Origin of the sequence: Bradyrhizobium sp. Pha-3 (genome assembly GCF_042258615.1) — a bacterium.
In the GTDB taxonomy this organism is placed as follows: domain Bacteria; phylum Pseudomonadota; class Alphaproteobacteria; order Rhizobiales; family Xanthobacteraceae; genus Bradyrhizobium.
On sequence record NZ_CP170152.1, the window covers coordinates 8,537,500 to 8,551,931 of the forward strand.

The window sequence follows — 14,432 nt, forward strand, 5'->3', positions numbered from 1 at the left end:
ATTTTGCCGGCGCAGCCTCCCCTCTCTACCGCCAGGAACCGGGAGACTAGCCAAGATGCCCTCTTGCGCAGGGCCTCTGGATGGTCAAAGTGGCGCGTTCGTGCGGTGCACCAAAGGGCGCCCGCGAGGAGTTTCCGATGATTGGTCTAGTGCTGGTGACCCATGGGCGCCTTGCTGACGAGTTCAGAGCCGCGCTCGAACACGTCATGGGTCCGCAGAAACAAATTGAAGCAATTACGATCGGGGCCGAGGACGATTCCGATCTCTGTCGAAGCGACATCATCGAGGCGGTGAATCGCGTCGATAGTGGCGACGGCGTTGCGATCCTCACCGACATGTTTGGCGGCACGCCGTCGAACCTTGCGATCTCCTGCATGAGCCGCCCGAAGGTGGAAGTGCTCGCGGGCATCAATCTTCCCATGCTGGTCAAGCTTGCCAAGGTTCGCGAGGAACGTTCGCTGCCTGACGCGATCGCGATGGCGCAGGAAGCCGGCCGCAAATACGTCACCATTGCCAGCCGCGTTCTCGCAGGCAAATGAGCGGCGAGGCCCCGGGCGAAAACCATGTCGGCCCGGGCGTGCCAGCGGGCGCCATCTCGCGTGAACTCCTGATCGTCAACAAGCGCGGCCTGCATGCGCGGGCATCGGCCAAGTTCGTCCAGCTGGTCGAGCGCTTCAACGCCGAGATCTGGGTGACGCGCGGCGGCGAAACCGTCGGCGGCACCTCGATCATGGGCCTGATGATGCTGGCCGCAGGGCCCGGCACCACCGTCGTGGTCTCCGCGAAGGGCGACGAGGCGCAGCAGGCGCTCGACGCCATCGCCGAGCTCGTCGCCAGCAAGTTCAACGAAGAAGGCACGTAGGACGCGCTCGCGCGCTACGCCAGGCGAAAGCCTCTCCCCGTCATCCTGAGGAGCGCGAAGCGCGTCTCGAAGGATGCACGGCCCAGGTGGTGGCCGATTCATCCTTCGAGGCTCGCAAGAGCTCGCACCTCAGGATGACGGAACTGCACCGATGTGCCGAAATAACTACTTCGCCGGCGGCACCAGATAGACCTTCCACACCGTCGACGGACCGGGATGGCCGTTGAAGAAGCGCATGGTGTTCATCACCAGCGGCTCGGCGTCCTTGGCATGCTCGGCCATCCATGCCTCGCATGGCTGCAGGAACACCGGATCGGTGGTGTCGCAGACGCCGATGAAGCCGAGGCGCTTGGCTTCGTCGAGCGACGTCAGCCCCGACGACCACGCTTCGCCCGGCACCAGCGAGGCCGGATGATCCGGACTGTAGAACGTCATCGGCTCGCCGATGTCGGAGCGTGCGACGACCACCGCCCAGCGCGAATGGAATCTGTCCTGCCAGGTCTGGGTGAGCTCGCGCGCCAATTCGGAGCGCGCGGCGTAGGTCGAGCCGCCGACACGGTTGGATGCGATCTCCTGCGTGGCGATGCTGGGCGCGGCGATCAGCGTGGCGATGGTGGCCACGAACCAGACCGCCGTGATCGAGAACAGCGCCATGCGGGGGAAACGCAGCGAGGGGATCGCAACCAGCGCAAGCGGCACCAGGAAGAACAGCGGGATGCCCCAATCGGTCTTGATATAGACGGTGAAGGCCAGCGCGCCGAGCGGCGGCCCGATCGCGACGATCAGCTGGATGATCCAGATGTTGAGCGCCTGTGGAAGGTTGACGGCCGGATTGGGACCGCGCGACCAGATCCGCGCCAGCACGTCCGACGGCCGCCACGGCACCGACCCGAGCAGCAGCGCCACGAGGCCCAGCACGGTCGGAATCGCGAGCAGGCCGAGATTGTGCAAGATGTAACCGATCACGAGCTGGACGTTGAGCTCGCGGCTCGACAGCGCGTAGACGTCGCCGGCATAGGTGAACGGCACGAAGTTCACCTCCTCCAGCCACACCAGATGCGGGATCATCGTCACGATCATCGTGCCGATCGCAACCCACGGCGCCGGCGAGCGCAGGAATTGCATCCGCTGCGGATGGATCAGCGCGGCAAGCCCGATCGCGCCGATCATCGTCACCACCCAGTACTTGGTCATCAGCGCCAGCATGCCGGCAAAGCCGAGCCAGAGACCCGATTTGAAGCTGCGCTTCTCGAACGCGTTCAGATAGGCCAGCACCAACAGCGGTAACGGCACCAGCTGCGCGAGGTCGGCGTTGTATTTGAAGCCCTTGAAATTGAAGATCGGGTAGAGCGCGAGCATTACCACCATGAAGAACGCACGGCGGCGATCGACGACGCGCAGCGCGATCAGCCAGCACACCACCAGCGCGAAGCTGACGGTTGCCATCGCGAGCGCGTAGGTCGACCAGTTGGTGACGGGGAAGATCCTGAACCAGACCCCGGCGATCCAGCCCGACAGCGGCGGATGCTTGCCATAGCCGAGCAGGAAGCGCTGGCCCCAGGCATAGGCCTCCGCGACGTCCATATGGACGTCCTGCGCGGCCTTGAGCTTGACCAGGATGAGCGTCCACAGCACCGCGTGAACCAATGCGAAGCCGATCACGAACCACAGGCTGGTCCTGGGATCGGTGGCGCGCGAGGCAATCCAGGCGGCGATCCGCCGGATCGTCAGTCTGCGGGTGGTGCGCCTTGCGGCAGGGAGCGTGGTGGCGGTCGACATGGCCTGTGCCTGAGGCATGACCCGGAAACGCGGAAAGCGGTTTCCAGAAACGATCATGCCGAATGGAAGCGGAAGGGGCGATGAGTGATTGCTCACCAGCATTGCATCGCGCTTTAGCGCGTTTTTGTGGCCAGTGTAATCAGCTTGGCGTGAGAACGCCTCCAATCGGCCGGTTCACTTCTCGAGAAGCTCCGGCCGGTACTCGAAATGCATGGTATCGTAGTGGTACCACTTGCCGCCCCAGATGAAGCCGTGGCGCTCGAAGATGTCGACGATCTCGCGCGGCATCCGGTTTTTATAGGGGATGGTTTTGCCCTTGCCCGCCCATAGCCAGTAATCCGAGACTTTCAGGTTGAGGTCGATCGCGGCGGCATAGCCATGCATGCTCATCCGCCCGGTATCGGCAACATTGCGACAAGATAGCACACCCGCGATCGGAAAGGCCGCGGCGCGCAGCGCCGGATCGAGCGCGTCGATCTCGGCGGAGACCTGCGTGAGGCGCTCGGCGACGCCGTTGACCCGCGTGACCTGAACCGGCTTGCCCCAGGACCGCGGCAGCCAGGTGATCGTCACCAGGTTCCGCCTGACCTCGGCCGTGTTGCAATCGCCATACATCTTCTTGAAGAAGGCCTCGTTGCGGAAGCGACCGGGATCGACATTCGGGGCCGGCGGCGCCGCCGGCCCGGACGGATAGGGCTGCCGCATCTGGTCGAGGATCGAGGCATTGCGCAGCATCTGATCGAACGGCTTGCCGGAGACGCCGTCGTCGACCGGCATCACCGTGCCGTCGCGCCAGGTGATCGTGCTGTCGTCATGGGTGGAGAGCGCATCGGGATAGGCGCGCACCAGGCGGTCGAGCAGTTCGCTCCTGCTCTGCGCGTGTGCGAACGGCGGCAGCAACGCCAGCAAGGCAACGATGCAGGCCGTGCCGCGCGCGGCCATTCAGCGCTTTCCGGCCTGATCGATCAGCGCGACATTGGCCTCCTCGATCGCGTTCAGCTTCGGATTCCAGCTGTTCGGCGCATACCAGGGGAAGCGCGCGAAATACGCCTTGAGATCGGCGGAATCGAAATAGCGTCCCCTGCGGGCGAAGATCTCGTTGCGCGCGATCCGCAACTCGTCCCGCGACAGCCGCCGCAGATCGGCAGGCGTCAGCAGACGCCGGTCGGAATCCGGGAAGATGAAACCGCCTGGCGCAGCGCCGCCACCGGATTCGAAGCGATCGATCAGCGCGACATTCGCACTCTCGATCGCATTGAGCGGCGGGTCCCATGAGCGGGGCACATACCACGCGAACCTGCTGAATCGCGCGGTCAAGTCGGGCGCGTTGAAGTAGCGCCCGCGCCGCGCGAAGATTTCATTGCGCGCGATCCGCAGATCGTCCTTGCTGAGCACCCTGAGATCGCTCTCCGACAGCAGGCGGCTGTCGGAATCCGCAATGATGAAATCCGATTGCGTGCGCACCACCGGCGGCGCCGACGGCGGCACGTTTTGCGGCGGCAGGCTTTGCTGCGGCGGGATCACCGTCGCCGGCGGATCGGCGGTCGCGACCTGGGCCGGTGTGTTGCCGGCGAAATAGAACGAGCCGTCGATCGGCGAGGTCGAGACCCAGGGCTGCTGCGCGCTGCCGGTCGCACGCTTGACGACGAGGCCGACCTGGTTGAAGGCCTGCAACACGTCCAGCCCGGGCTTCTGCATGGTGTCGACGAGCGCGCGCGTGTAAGGACTGTGGCCGTCATCGCCGTCGAGCGCGACGTTGCCCGGCTGCGTCGCGTAGGACAATAGCGTGCCCTCCGGCGCGCGGATCTGGGCGAGGCCACCGTCGGCGGCGCGCAAGCCGCGCCCGCCGAACGGATTGTTCCGGCAGGCGTCCAGGATGACGATGTTGAGCCGCGTGCCCGCGCCTTCCATCTGCCGCAGCACCAGGCCGACATCGACCATCTGGAAATCGACATCGGCCTCGCGCACTGGATTTGCCGAGACCGGCACCAGGTAATTCGTTCCGCGAAGCTGGATGCCGTGGCCGGCGTAATAGAACAGCGCGACGTCCGCGCCCATCAGCTGGCTGCCGAAGCGCTGGATCGCGGCATCGAAACCGGCCTTGTCCAGATCGACCTGGGCCTGCCCGCCGACCAGTGCAAAGCCCAGCCGCTGCAGCGTGTCGGCCACGAGCTCTGCATCATCCTTCGGATTCTGCAACCGCGACACGTTCTGATAGGTCGAATTGCCGACCACCAGCGCGACACGCTTGTCGGCGGCCGCCGGCGCTGCGAACAACACGGCGAGCAATCCGGCGGCGAGAAGGGTCCAGCGCATCGTCAGATCCGGGTTTTGGGCCGAAAGACCTAGCAGAAACATGCCCGAAAATCGATCACGGCGGATCCGACTGAAACACGGCCGTGATTCGCCGTCACATCCCTGCAAAATACCGCAATATGGTTGCCCGCGCGGGGCTGCGGATGCTATCCCGCGCCCCATGACAACTGCCCCGATTTCGAACATCCGCAACTTCTCCATCGTCGCCCATATCGACCATGGCAAATCGACCCTTGCCGACCGCCTGATCCAGATGACGGGCGGCCTGTCGGATCGTGAAATGGCGGGCAAGGAGCAGGTGCTCGATTCGATGGATATCGAGCGCGAGCGCGGCATCACCATCAAGGCGCAGACCGTCCGGCTGAACTACCGCGCCAAGGACGGCAAGGATTACATCTTCAATTTGATGGACACGCCCGGCCATGTCGACTTCGCCTACGAGGTCTCGCGGTCGCTGGCGGCCTGCGAGGGTTCCCTGCTCGTGGTCGACGCCAGCCAGGGCGTCGAGGCGCAGACGCTCGCCAACGTCTACCATGCGCTCGACGCCGGTCACGAGATCGTGCCGGTCCTGAACAAGGTCGACCTGCCCGCGGCCGAGCCCGAGAAGGTCAAGCAGCAGATCGAGGACGTGATCGGCATCGACGCCTCCGACGCCGTGATGATCTCGGCCAAGACCGGCCTCGGCGTGCCCGACGTGCTGGAGGCCGTCGTCACCCGCCTGCCGCCGCCGAAGGGCGACCGCGACGCGACCTTGAAGGCGCTGCTGGTCGACAGCTGGTATGACGTCTATCTCGGCGTGGTCGTCCTGATCCGCGTCGTCGACGGCGTGATGAAGAAGGGCAGCCGCATCCGCATGATGGGCACCGGCGCGGCCTACGACATCGAGCGCGTCGGCTTCTTCACGCCGAAGATGCAGCAGGTCGAGGAGCTCGGCCCCGGCGAGATCGGCTTCATCACCGCGGCGATCAAGGAAGTCGCCGACACCCGTGTCGGCGACACCATCACCGACGACAAGAAGCCGGTTACGGAAATGCTGCCGGGCTTCAAGCCGGCGATCCCGGTCGTGTTCTGCGGCCTGTTCCCGGTCGACGCCGACGATTTCGAGACGCTGCGCGCGGCGATGGGCAAGCTCAGGCTGAACGACGCCAGCTTCTCCTTCGAGATGGAAACCTCCGCCGCGCTCGGCTTCGGCTTCCGCTGCGGCTTCCTCGGGCTGTTGCATCTGGAGATCATCCAGGAGCGGCTGTCGCGCGAGTTCGACCTCAACCTGATCGCGACCGCGCCGAGCGTCATCTACAAGATGAAGCTGACCGACGGCACCGAGCTCGAGATCCACAACCCGGTCGACATGCCCGACGTGGTCAAGATCGCCGAGATCGAGGAGCCGTGGATCGAGGCCACGATCCTGACTCCAGACGAATATCTCGGCAGCGTCTTGAAGCTGTGCCAGGACCGCCGCGGCGCGCAGAAGGAGCTCACTTACGTGGGCTCCCGCGCGATGGTGAAATACGACCTGCCGCTCAACGAGGTGGTGTTCGACTTCTACGATCGGCTGAAGTCGGTCTCCAAGGGCTACGCCTCGTTCGACTATCATCTGACCGACTACAAGCCGGCCGATCTGGTCAAGATGCAGATCCTGGTCAACGCCGAGCCGGTCGACGCGCTGTCGATGCTGGTGCATCGCACCCGCGCCGAGGGCCGCGGCCGCGCCATGGTCGAGAAGATGAAGGAGCTGATCCCGCCGCACATGTTCCAGATTCCGATCCAGGCGGCGATCGGCGGCAAGGTGATCGCGCGCGAAACCGTCCGCGCACTGCGCAAGGACGTCACCGCGAAGTGCTATGGCGGCGACATCACGCGCAAGCGCAAGCTTCTGGAGAAGCAGAAGGAAGGCAAGAAGAAGATGCGGCAGTTCGGCAAGGTCGACATCCCGCAGGAAGCCTTCATCGCCGCGCTCAAGGTGGATAGCTGAGGCACCGTCACGGACCGTCGCCAGCCTGACGACATCAGCGCCGTGACCGGTCCTGATCGAAAATCTCGAAAACAACCCCATGCACAGTAGCCGGGGTAGATAGCTGATGGGCTGTCGCAAGCGCGCATGACGATGCTCTCCAAGAGTACCGCGAATATTTCGAGATGTTTTGATTGTGGCGTTGCGCAGCCCCTTGACCCGTCATCCTGAGGAGCGCGTAGCGCGTCTCGAAGGATGCACGGCCCGGCTGGTGGCCGTCGACCCTTCGAGACGCGCGAAGACGCGCTCCTCAGGGTGACGGAGATACATTTACCGCGCCGCTCGAATCTCATTGTCTCCATTCTTGTCCCGGCAACAAAACGCACCATGATTTGAATCGCCACGGCGCGGCGGCCCGACTAAGCTGCCGTCATGTTGCGCATCCTGTCTCTCTCGATCGTCATCCTCGCACTGCTGCAGCCGGACCTGAGCGCGGCCGCCTCCTCGAAGAAGCGGCACGGCTCTACCCGCTGGCACGGCTACGGCTTCCTGCCTGGCTACCGCCAGCCGCCCAACGAGACCATTCCGGTGCTCGGCCCGCGCGGCGCCGCCCGCGGCTACCCGGACTTTTCGCCGGAATATTACTACGGCGGCGATTGGCACTATTTCGGCCGCCCCGGATTCCATGGTGGCGGGCGCTACAATGGCGGCAGCTATGGCCCGTGCTGGAGCTGGACACCGATCGGGCGGGCCTGGAACTGCGGGTAGATACCGATCGCGAGGCTTCGGCGCGCCGCGCTAGAGATATCTAATCTACTTGGAACACCGGTCTGTAGAGGCTGTTGCGCCCAATCCTAAGGCTGTCGTTGGTTCGCCAAGCTGCACCGCGTGGAGCAGCATTGCGTATGTTTCTCAGTATATTAATTTTCTCATCCGACAGTGGCCTCGGGCGGGCCGCTCCGGTAGATCGCCGAGGGCATGTTAAATTGCTAGTAACTTTTGATAATTGGACCAACGGGCGTGAAATCGCTGCGCTGGGAACAAATGCTGGTGCGCAATCCATTCCATTTCAGGGGTGGCGGCGCTTTAAGGAGGCGTTCGCGCCCGAGTTAATAGCAAAAGCCGTCAGCGAAAGCAGCGTCGACGTTCAGCGGTGTATCGACCCATTTTCGGGTTCGGGCACCACAGCACTGGCTTGCCAGTTTCTTGGCATCCACCCCACATTCATCGAAGTGAATCCATATTTGGCTGACCTAGCAGAGGCTAAGGTCGCGACATACGATGTCGCCTCCGTCACGCGCGATTTTTCAAAGCTGGTGCGCAAGGCGAACAACGTAAGCAGGGCTGCGAAAGTAGTTTTCGAGAAAGCCCCCCCGACGCTTATAGAGCCTGGACATAATGGGCGCTGGATTTTCGACAGAAAGATCGCAGAAAGGTTAGCGTCCTTTCGGGTGGCCTTGAAAAGCATCAAGGAGCCCGTCAATCGCCGGCTCTTCAGAGTTTTGCTGGGTGGGATCGTAGTCGAGGTGAGCAACGTTAACCGCCTCGCCAAATCTTCGGCATTGGGAGCCGGGTCGGCGCCGCACAGCAGACATTGCTGCTCTGCGAGCAAATGAGCGACAATATAATGTGCGGTCTCGTTCGAAGGCTCAAACCAATTCTTCAACGACTGCATCTTTATGCGTTCAAGCTCCCGGAGAGACGCTTCTCGGGCTTCAGCCGCGCTCAACTTTTGAAGGCGGGCCTCCCGGCGTTCTTTGTCAAAGCGAATACGAAGAACCCCAACTCGCTCCAGCTGATCCCTGTTCGCATTAACTTCGGCCTGCTTAATGCGCAGTTCGGCCTCGACGTCTAGCAATTTTTCGACGCGATGAGACGCTTGCTCCTGTTCCTTCTTCCTACGCGTGATCATATTGAACGTGTTTCTATAGGCACTGTCGGTTGAAATTAACTGCTGCTGAGCGACCGCAAGGCGCGTTGCTTCTTCCGGCGGGAGCACAAGGACACGGAAAATTTGTCGCTGCGCCGTTTTGTCCCAAACTAGACTGCGGCGGTCTTCGAGCATGAAGGTCAGATAGCGCAGAATGATCAGCGCGTCGAAGAACGTGTCAACGCCCAAGCAATTTGCGAGCGTTTTTTGATAGTTCGTTTCATCCTCATCCAGACTCACGGGCTCGCGAGCGACAGTCGCCGAGACAAGGCTGAGGTCCGATAGTCGCCTCTGGATGACAAGCGCTTTCGAACCAAACTTCACGACTAGCCTGGCTGTAGCGCTCTTAGCTCCATCGGCCACTCTCAACGCAAAATAGGACCGCCCGTGTTTATCGAATCGCGCAGCTTCCGGCCGAATCTGTCCGAGTTCTTCTTCCGATCGGCCCGCTGGCAAATCGAAAGGCCCCGTGATCATTCGCAACAGCAGGGCAACCATGGTTGATTTGCCAGAGCCATTGACTCCGACAATTACGGTCTGACCGGGGTTGAACCTGACGTTGAATGGTCTCGTATACGAGGATGGAAATAAACCGTAGTTCTCAATCGTCAGCGTCTGAAAAACTGGAAACGAAACCATTGGCCCCCGAGCCGCAGCGAATTACGTCGTAATTATTGCAAGTTGTGCCGGCTGATACAAGCTCCGCGTGCTCTCCCATGATGTTCGACCTCCAAGAGCGAGGGTCATGCTGCGGTGCGGCGGGTTGAGCCTGCCGCCGTTGCCGCAACGACAGACCAGCCTTGGGCGAAGCACTGACCGCAGTCCGCCTGCACGAGGTCGCCCTAGCCTAGCAGCTCCGTATCATCGCACCGCCTTGCTCTTCCGGGGCGGATGGACCACCATCCTCCCTGCGAGCACCACAATAAACAACAGCGCCGGGGAAACGCATGAGCAAGCACGCTCGGTTCGACTATGGCTGGGTCGTCGTCGGCGCGGGCGCGCTGATGACCTGCGTCGGCTTCGGCACCATGCTGTCGCTCGCAGTGTTCCTGCAGCCGATCTCGGATGCGATGGGCTGGTCGCGTGCCGGCGTCTCGGCGGCCGCGACGCTGGATTTCCTCTGCATGGGTTTTGCGGCGTTCGCCTGGGGCACGCTGTCCGACCGCTTCGGCACCCGCATCGTGGTGCTGGCGGGCAGCGTGCTGCTCGGGCTCGGCCTCGTGACGGCAAGCCAGGCGCAGACCCTGTGGCAATTCCAGCTCTGCTTCGGCGTGCTGATCGGGACAGCCGCCGGCAGCTTCTATGCGCCGATGATGGCGCTCGCGAGCGCCTGGATCGACAAGCATCGCAGCCTCGCCGTCGCACTGGTGTCGGCCGGCATGGGCGTATCGCCGCTGACGGTCGCACCATCTGCAAGCTGGCTGATCACGGCCTATGACTGGCGCTTCGCGATGCTCGTGATCGGCATCGCCGCATGGGTGCTGCTGATCCCCGCGTCGTTCCTGGTGCGCCCGGCGCCGCAGGGAACGAACGTCGCGATCGCAACGGCCGGCAATGTGCCGCAAGCGGAATGGACCGTGGCGCAGGCGTTGCGCACACCGCAATTCATCACGCTGGCACTGGCGCATTTCGCCTGCTGTGCGGCGCATTCGGGCCCGATCTTCCACATGGTGTCCTACGCCATGGTGTGCGGCATCGCGCCGCTCACCGCGGTCACGGTCTACAGCCTCGCCGGCTTCTCCGGGCTCGGCGGACGCTTGCTGCTCGGCGTGCTCGCCGACCGGCTCGGCGCCAAGCCGGTTTTGGTCGGCGGCCTCTTGGTGCAGGCGCTGTCGATCGCGACCTATCTGGCGGTGGCGCAACTCGGCGAGTTCTATGCGCTGTCGGTGGTGTTCGGGCTCGCCTATGGCGGCGTGATGCCGCTCTATGCCGTGCTGGTGCGCGAGTTCTTCGGCGCACGCATCATGGGCACGGTGTTCGGCGCCGTGTCGGCTTTCGCGAGCCTCGGCATGGCGCTCGGGCCGTGGGCCGGCGGCTACGTGTTCGACACGTTCCATGGCTACACGTGGCTGCACGCCGGTTCCTTCGCGATCGGCCTTGCCGCCGTCGCCGTGGCGCTGAGTTTCTCGACCAAGCGCCAGCCGTCGCTCGATCTCGGCCGCGCCGCCGCCTGAGCGCGGATGCATGCGCCGATCGCGCGCGCGGCCGCGAGCGATGGATAGCTGATCTGCATCGGCGCCGCCCCGCCTTGCCCTCCTTTGCCGGATGGGCCACCATCGCCTCAACCCGCCCAACAACAACGTCGGAAGGGGCCGAGGACACGCATGAACAAGCCGCAGGGAGTAGACCTTGTCGAGCGGGCGCGCGCGCTGGCGCCGCTGATCATGGCTGAAGCCGACGAGATCGAACGGACGCGGCGGCTGACGCCTGCGGTCACCGCGGCACTGGTCGAGAACGGGCTGTATCGCGCGCTGCTGCCGAAGCGTTTCGGCGGCGCCGAGGCGACGCTGGAAGCCTTCATGCAGATGCAGGAGGAGATCGCCAAGGCCGACGCCTCGACCGCCTGGTGCCTCGGCCAGTGCAGCGTCTGCGCCATGACCGCGGCCTATCTCGAGCCCGACGTGGCCCACGAAATCTTCAACACCGCGCCCGGCATCCTCGCCTGGGGCGCGATCGCCCATGAGGTCCGCGCCGAGCCGGGCGGCTACCGCGCCAATGCACGGTGGGATTTCGCCTCGGGCTCGCGGCAGGCGAGCTGGCTCGGCGCCCATGTCCGAATCGTCGAAGCCGACGGCTCGCCGCGCAAGAAGGCCGACGGCTCGCCGGAGATCCGGACCATCCTGTTTCCGATGTCATCGGCTGTGATGTACGACGTCTGGGACGTCATCGGCCTGAAGGGCACCGGCACCGATTCCTATTCGGTCGACAACCTCTTCATTCCGGAAAAATTCGCCGCGCTGCGCGACGACCCCGCGGCGTGCCGCGAGGGCGGCCCGCTGTACAAGCTCTCCACCAACATGGTGTTCAGCATGGGCTTTGCCGCCACCTCGCTCGGCGTCGCGCGCGCCATGCTGGATGCGGCGACCGAGCTTGCCCGCGGCAAGACCCCGCAAGGCCTGAAGGCGATGCGCGACAACAACGCCGTGCAGGGCCAGATCGGCCGCACCGAGGCGAGCCTGCGCGCCGCGCGCGCCTATCTGTATGCGACGGCGCACGACGTCTGGAGCGATCTCGCCCGCGGTGATCCAATCAGCGAGGCGCATCGCATCGCGATCCGCATCGCCTCGACCTGGACCATCCACCAGTCGGCCGCCGTGGTCGACATCGCCTATCACATGTCGGGGGCAACCGCGGTGTTTGCGAAGAATCCGTTCGAGCGACGGTTTCGCGACATGCACGCGATCGCGCAGCAGATCCAGGCCCGCGATACCCAGTATGAGGACGCCGGCAAGGCGATCCTGTCAGGCAATCTCCGCGCTCCGCCGACGACGCGCTGAAGTGCGATGAAGTCAGATTGAACTGTGGCGTGGACTGATAAATCCGCCATGTCGGCTCTACCCCAAAAACCTGATATCGCCGGGTGACCACCGCATGCTGGTTTTGGACCACAAGCGGACAATCGCCTGCTCTGGTCACCTCTTAGTCCGGGGTGTTGTCGAAGGGAGTTGTGTATCCCAGAACTTCTCCGCTTCAAACGTGAGTCCCTCGTTCTCTGAGATCACAAAGGGACCCTTGTCGGGCGGCAAGAGATTCTTGCGGACGAGCGCAAGGAAAGCATGCAGAACGCCGATCTGATCCGGCGAAATGGTTTCAAGAAGCTCAATCCACCATTTGCTTTTCGGCCTTCGATCTCTCCCCGCGGGAACGATCGCTTCGAGCGCCCAGTTCAGGTACCCCGGGTCGTCAATGACTCCGAGCAACAATGACGGCAAATAATAGAGGAAGGTCGCTGGCTCCAAACGCTCTCTGACGATGCTGATGCTTCCAATCATGGCCCAGTCGCTCATCTTAATCTCTGTCCACTGACGTTGCGCGAGCCGTTCCAGCAAATCACGGGAAAACTCGTCGCCATTGTCGTGAACGCTTTCCCTCCAAAAGAGGCGCGCGGGCTCCGGTTGCGCCGGAAAGATCGCAAGTAGCAGTTTGGAGAATTGTTCGTTTGTGGTCATGCGCTTCGTCATAACTCCGAGGCGGACCAACTCTCAAGACGTTTCCCCGGCATGTCGCTAAGCCGCCAACTGATACGCCTCACTCTTCCTGTATCCATATCCCTTGGTCGCTCAAAGCGGATATGAGGCTCTCGATATCTTCGGACCGGAGATTTGGAGGGAGTATCCGATTGAGTTCGTCAAATGTGACGTAGCCCTTCGCTTCGGCGAGGATCGCGGCTTTTCGCATTGTCTCCGACCAATCCATTTGTGCTCCTGAAACGGTCTCCTTACTAATTGGGTCAGGCAGTCGGTTCCATACGCTGGAACGTCCGCTCCGGGTTCAAACGGAGACATCACATCGCCGCCACCGCGATGCTCGCTTTGGGCTAATCGCCAACATCGCGCCCCTTTCCCACCTAGCGGTGACCCTGGCACTTACGTACCGGTGGAGGAGCCGTCCATAGCACCAGAAACGGGCCTCGGACGATCAATTCCGCGTCTAATTTCCCTGATAATCTCGGGCGGGTAGAGTAGCGATTGAGTTTTTACAGGGGCCGCGCACATGAAACAAATTCTTCTCTCTATTGCATTGCTGGTGGGCTTGTCTGGCCTGGCATTCGGGCAGACGACGCCCGCGTCGGAGATCGCGCCGGGCGGAAAGCTGCGCGTTGGCACGATTGCCATCACGGTAATCGGTGGGGTGGCCGAGCCCGTCGCGAGGTTCATCGGACAGAAGCTCGGCGCGGCCGTTGAACTGGTGATGTATCCGAACCCCGAGGCCTATCTACAAAGCTTCGGCAAGGGCGAATGGGACATCGTCATCGCGGCACGCGTCCTTGTTCCCGCGGACAAGGCCGATTCCATTGCGGACCTTTGGGTCATCAGCCTTGTCTATGTCGCCGCACCGGGAAAGGAATTTCCCGATATCGCCTCCGTCGACAAGGCAGGCGTGAGGATTGGCGTCATCCGCGGCGTTCCCTCCGACCGCGTGTTGACGCGCGAGATCAAGACCGCAGAGATCGTCCGCATCCCGCTAAGCCCGACCATTGACGCTGACGCAGCGGACCTGCTGCGCTCCCACAAGGCGGACGTCTTTGGGGCGGACTCTGGCGTTGGGTATACTGTCGCCGAGGTGCTGCCTGGCGCGACGATCGTGCCGGGCGCCTTTGCGATGGTTCGCGTGGCAGCCGCGCTGCCGAAAGGCCGCTCTGCCGCAGCGCAGGCCGCGCTCGCGACAATTCTAGACGAAGCAAAGCAGAGCGGCGTGGTGCAGAAGGCAATCGACGCGAAGGCCCTCAAGGGCGTGAATGTCGCGACGAAATAGAGAGACGCAACGAGGCCAACGAGCCAATCGAGTCCTTTGATGAAATGTTACCGCGGGGCTGAATGTGTTACTCGCGGCGAGGTCCGCATCGGGTCAAATGGAGACATCATATCGTCGCC

At 63.0% G+C, this 14,432-nt stretch carries 13 protein-coding genes; 7 read left to right on the forward strand and 6 right to left on the reverse strand.

What is annotated here, in order from left to right; genetic code table 11:
- Positions 1–137 precede the first annotated feature (137 nt).
- Positions 138–539 carry a PTS sugar transporter subunit IIA gene (locus ACE10Z_RS39905; RefSeq protein WP_021076632.1) on the forward strand — a complete coding sequence of 134 codons (402 nt, stop codon included), beginning with the start codon at positions 138–140 and terminating at the stop codon, positions 537–539.
- Positions 536–862 (forward strand): HPr family phosphocarrier protein, encoded by a 327-nt coding sequence (locus ACE10Z_RS39910; protein ID WP_173639261.1) that lies wholly within the window; start codon positions 536–538, stop codon positions 860–862. Before ACE10Z_RS39905 ends, ACE10Z_RS39910 begins: the two co-directional genes overlap by 4 nt.
- A gap of 165 nt (positions 863–1,027) precedes the next feature.
- Here the strand turns inward: ACE10Z_RS39910 and ACE10Z_RS39915 are convergent, their stop codons facing one another.
- The 3 genes from ACE10Z_RS39915 to ACE10Z_RS39925 all read right to left on the reverse strand — a co-directional run bounded on the left by ACE10Z_RS39915 (position 1,028) and on the right by ACE10Z_RS39925 (position 4,957).
- Positions 1,028–2,641 carry a glycosyltransferase family 39 protein gene (locus ACE10Z_RS39915; protein WP_375785571.1) on the reverse strand — a complete coding sequence of 538 codons (1,614 nt, stop codon included), beginning with the start codon at positions 2,639–2,641 and terminating at the stop codon, positions 1,028–1,030.
- Between the two features lie 174 nt (positions 2,642–2,815).
- Positions 2,816–3,583, reverse strand: coding sequence for a M15 family metallopeptidase (locus ACE10Z_RS39920; protein ID WP_375785572.1), 768 nt, complete (start codon positions 3,581–3,583; stop codon positions 2,816–2,818).
- Positions 3,584–4,957 (reverse strand): YARHG domain-containing protein, encoded by a 1,374-nt coding sequence (locus ACE10Z_RS39925; RefSeq protein WP_375785573.1) that lies wholly within the window; start codon positions 4,955–4,957, stop codon positions 3,584–3,586.
- Between the two features lie 160 nt (positions 4,958–5,117).
- Between ACE10Z_RS39925 and lepA the strand changes: the two genes are divergently transcribed.
- A complete protein-coding gene (gene lepA / locus ACE10Z_RS39930; RefSeq protein WP_298368398.1) occupies positions 5,118–6,929 on the forward strand; it encodes a translation elongation factor 4 in 1,812 nt (603 codons plus the stop codon).
- Positions 6,930–7,340: 411 nt separating this feature from the next.
- Positions 7,341–7,676, forward strand: a complete 336-nt coding sequence (locus tag ACE10Z_RS39935; protein WP_223974863.1) for a hypothetical protein — start codon at positions 7,341–7,343, stop codon at positions 7,674–7,676.
- A gap of 379 nt (positions 7,677–8,055) precedes the next feature.
- On the opposite strand, the gene ACE10Z_RS39940 is transcribed toward ACE10Z_RS39935, so the two are convergent.
- Entirely contained in the window at positions 8,056–9,477 is a 1,422-nt protein-coding gene (locus ACE10Z_RS39940) for an AAA family ATPase (RefSeq protein ID WP_375785574.1), read from the reverse strand.
- Between the two features lie 308 nt (positions 9,478–9,785).
- Between ACE10Z_RS39940 and ACE10Z_RS39945 the strand changes: the two genes are divergently transcribed.
- A complete protein-coding gene (locus ACE10Z_RS39945) occupies positions 9,786–11,012 on the forward strand; it encodes an MFS transporter (RefSeq protein WP_375785575.1) in 1,227 nt (408 codons plus the stop codon).
- Between the two features lie 150 nt (positions 11,013–11,162).
- Positions 11,163–12,335 (forward strand): acyl-CoA dehydrogenase family protein, encoded by a 1,173-nt coding sequence (locus ACE10Z_RS39950; protein WP_375785576.1) that lies wholly within the window; start codon positions 11,163–11,165, stop codon positions 12,333–12,335.
- 135 nt (positions 12,336–12,470) lie between these two features.
- Here ACE10Z_RS39950 and ACE10Z_RS39955 read toward each other — a convergent pair whose 3' ends face one another.
- Positions 12,471–13,007 (reverse strand): hypothetical protein, encoded by a 537-nt coding sequence (locus tag ACE10Z_RS39955; RefSeq protein WP_375785577.1) that lies wholly within the window; start codon positions 13,005–13,007, stop codon positions 12,471–12,473.
- 79 nt (positions 13,008–13,086) lie between these two features.
- The gene (locus tag ACE10Z_RS39960) at positions 13,087–13,254 is read right to left on the reverse strand and encodes an RNA polymerase sigma factor region1.1 domain-containing protein (RefSeq protein ID WP_375785578.1); all 168 of its coding nucleotides are present in this window, start codon (positions 13,252–13,254) and stop codon (positions 13,087–13,089) included.
- A gap of 297 nt (positions 13,255–13,551) precedes the next feature.
- Here ACE10Z_RS39960 and ACE10Z_RS39965 point away from each other — a divergent pair, with 297 nt between their 5' ends.
- On the forward strand, positions 13,552–14,313 hold the full coding sequence (locus tag ACE10Z_RS39965; RefSeq protein WP_375785579.1) for a hypothetical protein: 762 nt from the start codon (positions 13,552–13,554) through the stop codon (positions 14,311–14,313).
- The last annotated feature ends 119 nt before the right edge of the window (positions 14,314–14,432 follow it).

Excerpts from the sequence above, each read along its gene's own strand:
- ACE10Z_RS39965 (WP_375785579.1), top strand. The coding sequence starts at position 13,552 with ATGAAACAAATTCTTCTCTCTATTGCATTGCTGGTGGGCTTGTCTGGC.
- ACE10Z_RS39920 (WP_375785572.1), bottom strand. The coding sequence starts at position 3,583 with ATGGCCGCGCGCGGCACGGCCTGCATCGTTGCCTTGCTGGCGTTGCTG.
- ACE10Z_RS39925 (WP_375785573.1), bottom strand. The coding sequence starts at position 4,957 with ATGCGCTGGACCCTTCTCGCCGCCGGATTGCTCGCCGTGTTGTTCGCA.
- ACE10Z_RS39915 (WP_375785571.1), bottom strand. The coding sequence starts at position 2,641 with ATGTCGACCGCCACCACGCTCCCTGCCGCAAGGCGCACCACCCGCAGA.
- ACE10Z_RS39940 (WP_375785574.1), bottom strand. The coding sequence starts at position 9,477 with ATGGTTTCGTTTCCAGTTTTTCAGACGCTGACGATTGAGAACTACGGT.
- ACE10Z_RS39955 (WP_375785577.1), bottom strand. The coding sequence starts at position 13,007 with ATGACCACAAACGAACAATTCTCCAAACTGCTACTTGCGATCTTTCCG.
- ACE10Z_RS39945 (WP_375785575.1), top strand. The coding sequence starts at position 9,786 with ATGAGCAAGCACGCTCGGTTCGACTATGGCTGGGTCGTCGTCGGCGCG.
- ACE10Z_RS39910 (WP_173639261.1), top strand. The coding sequence starts at position 536 with ATGAGCGGCGAGGCCCCGGGCGAAAACCATGTCGGCCCGGGCGTGCCA.
- ACE10Z_RS39960 (WP_375785578.1), bottom strand. The coding sequence starts at position 13,254 with ATGGATTGGTCGGAGACAATGCGAAAAGCCGCGATCCTCGCCGAAGCG.
- lepA (WP_298368398.1), top strand. The coding sequence starts at position 5,118 with ATGACAACTGCCCCGATTTCGAACATCCGCAACTTCTCCATCGTCGCC.
- ACE10Z_RS39905 (WP_021076632.1), top strand. The coding sequence starts at position 138 with ATGATTGGTCTAGTGCTGGTGACCCATGGGCGCCTTGCTGACGAGTTC.
- ACE10Z_RS39935 (WP_223974863.1), top strand. The coding sequence starts at position 7,341 with ATGTTGCGCATCCTGTCTCTCTCGATCGTCATCCTCGCACTGCTGCAG.
- ACE10Z_RS39950 (WP_375785576.1), top strand. The coding sequence starts at position 11,163 with ATGAACAAGCCGCAGGGAGTAGACCTTGTCGAGCGGGCGCGCGCGCTG.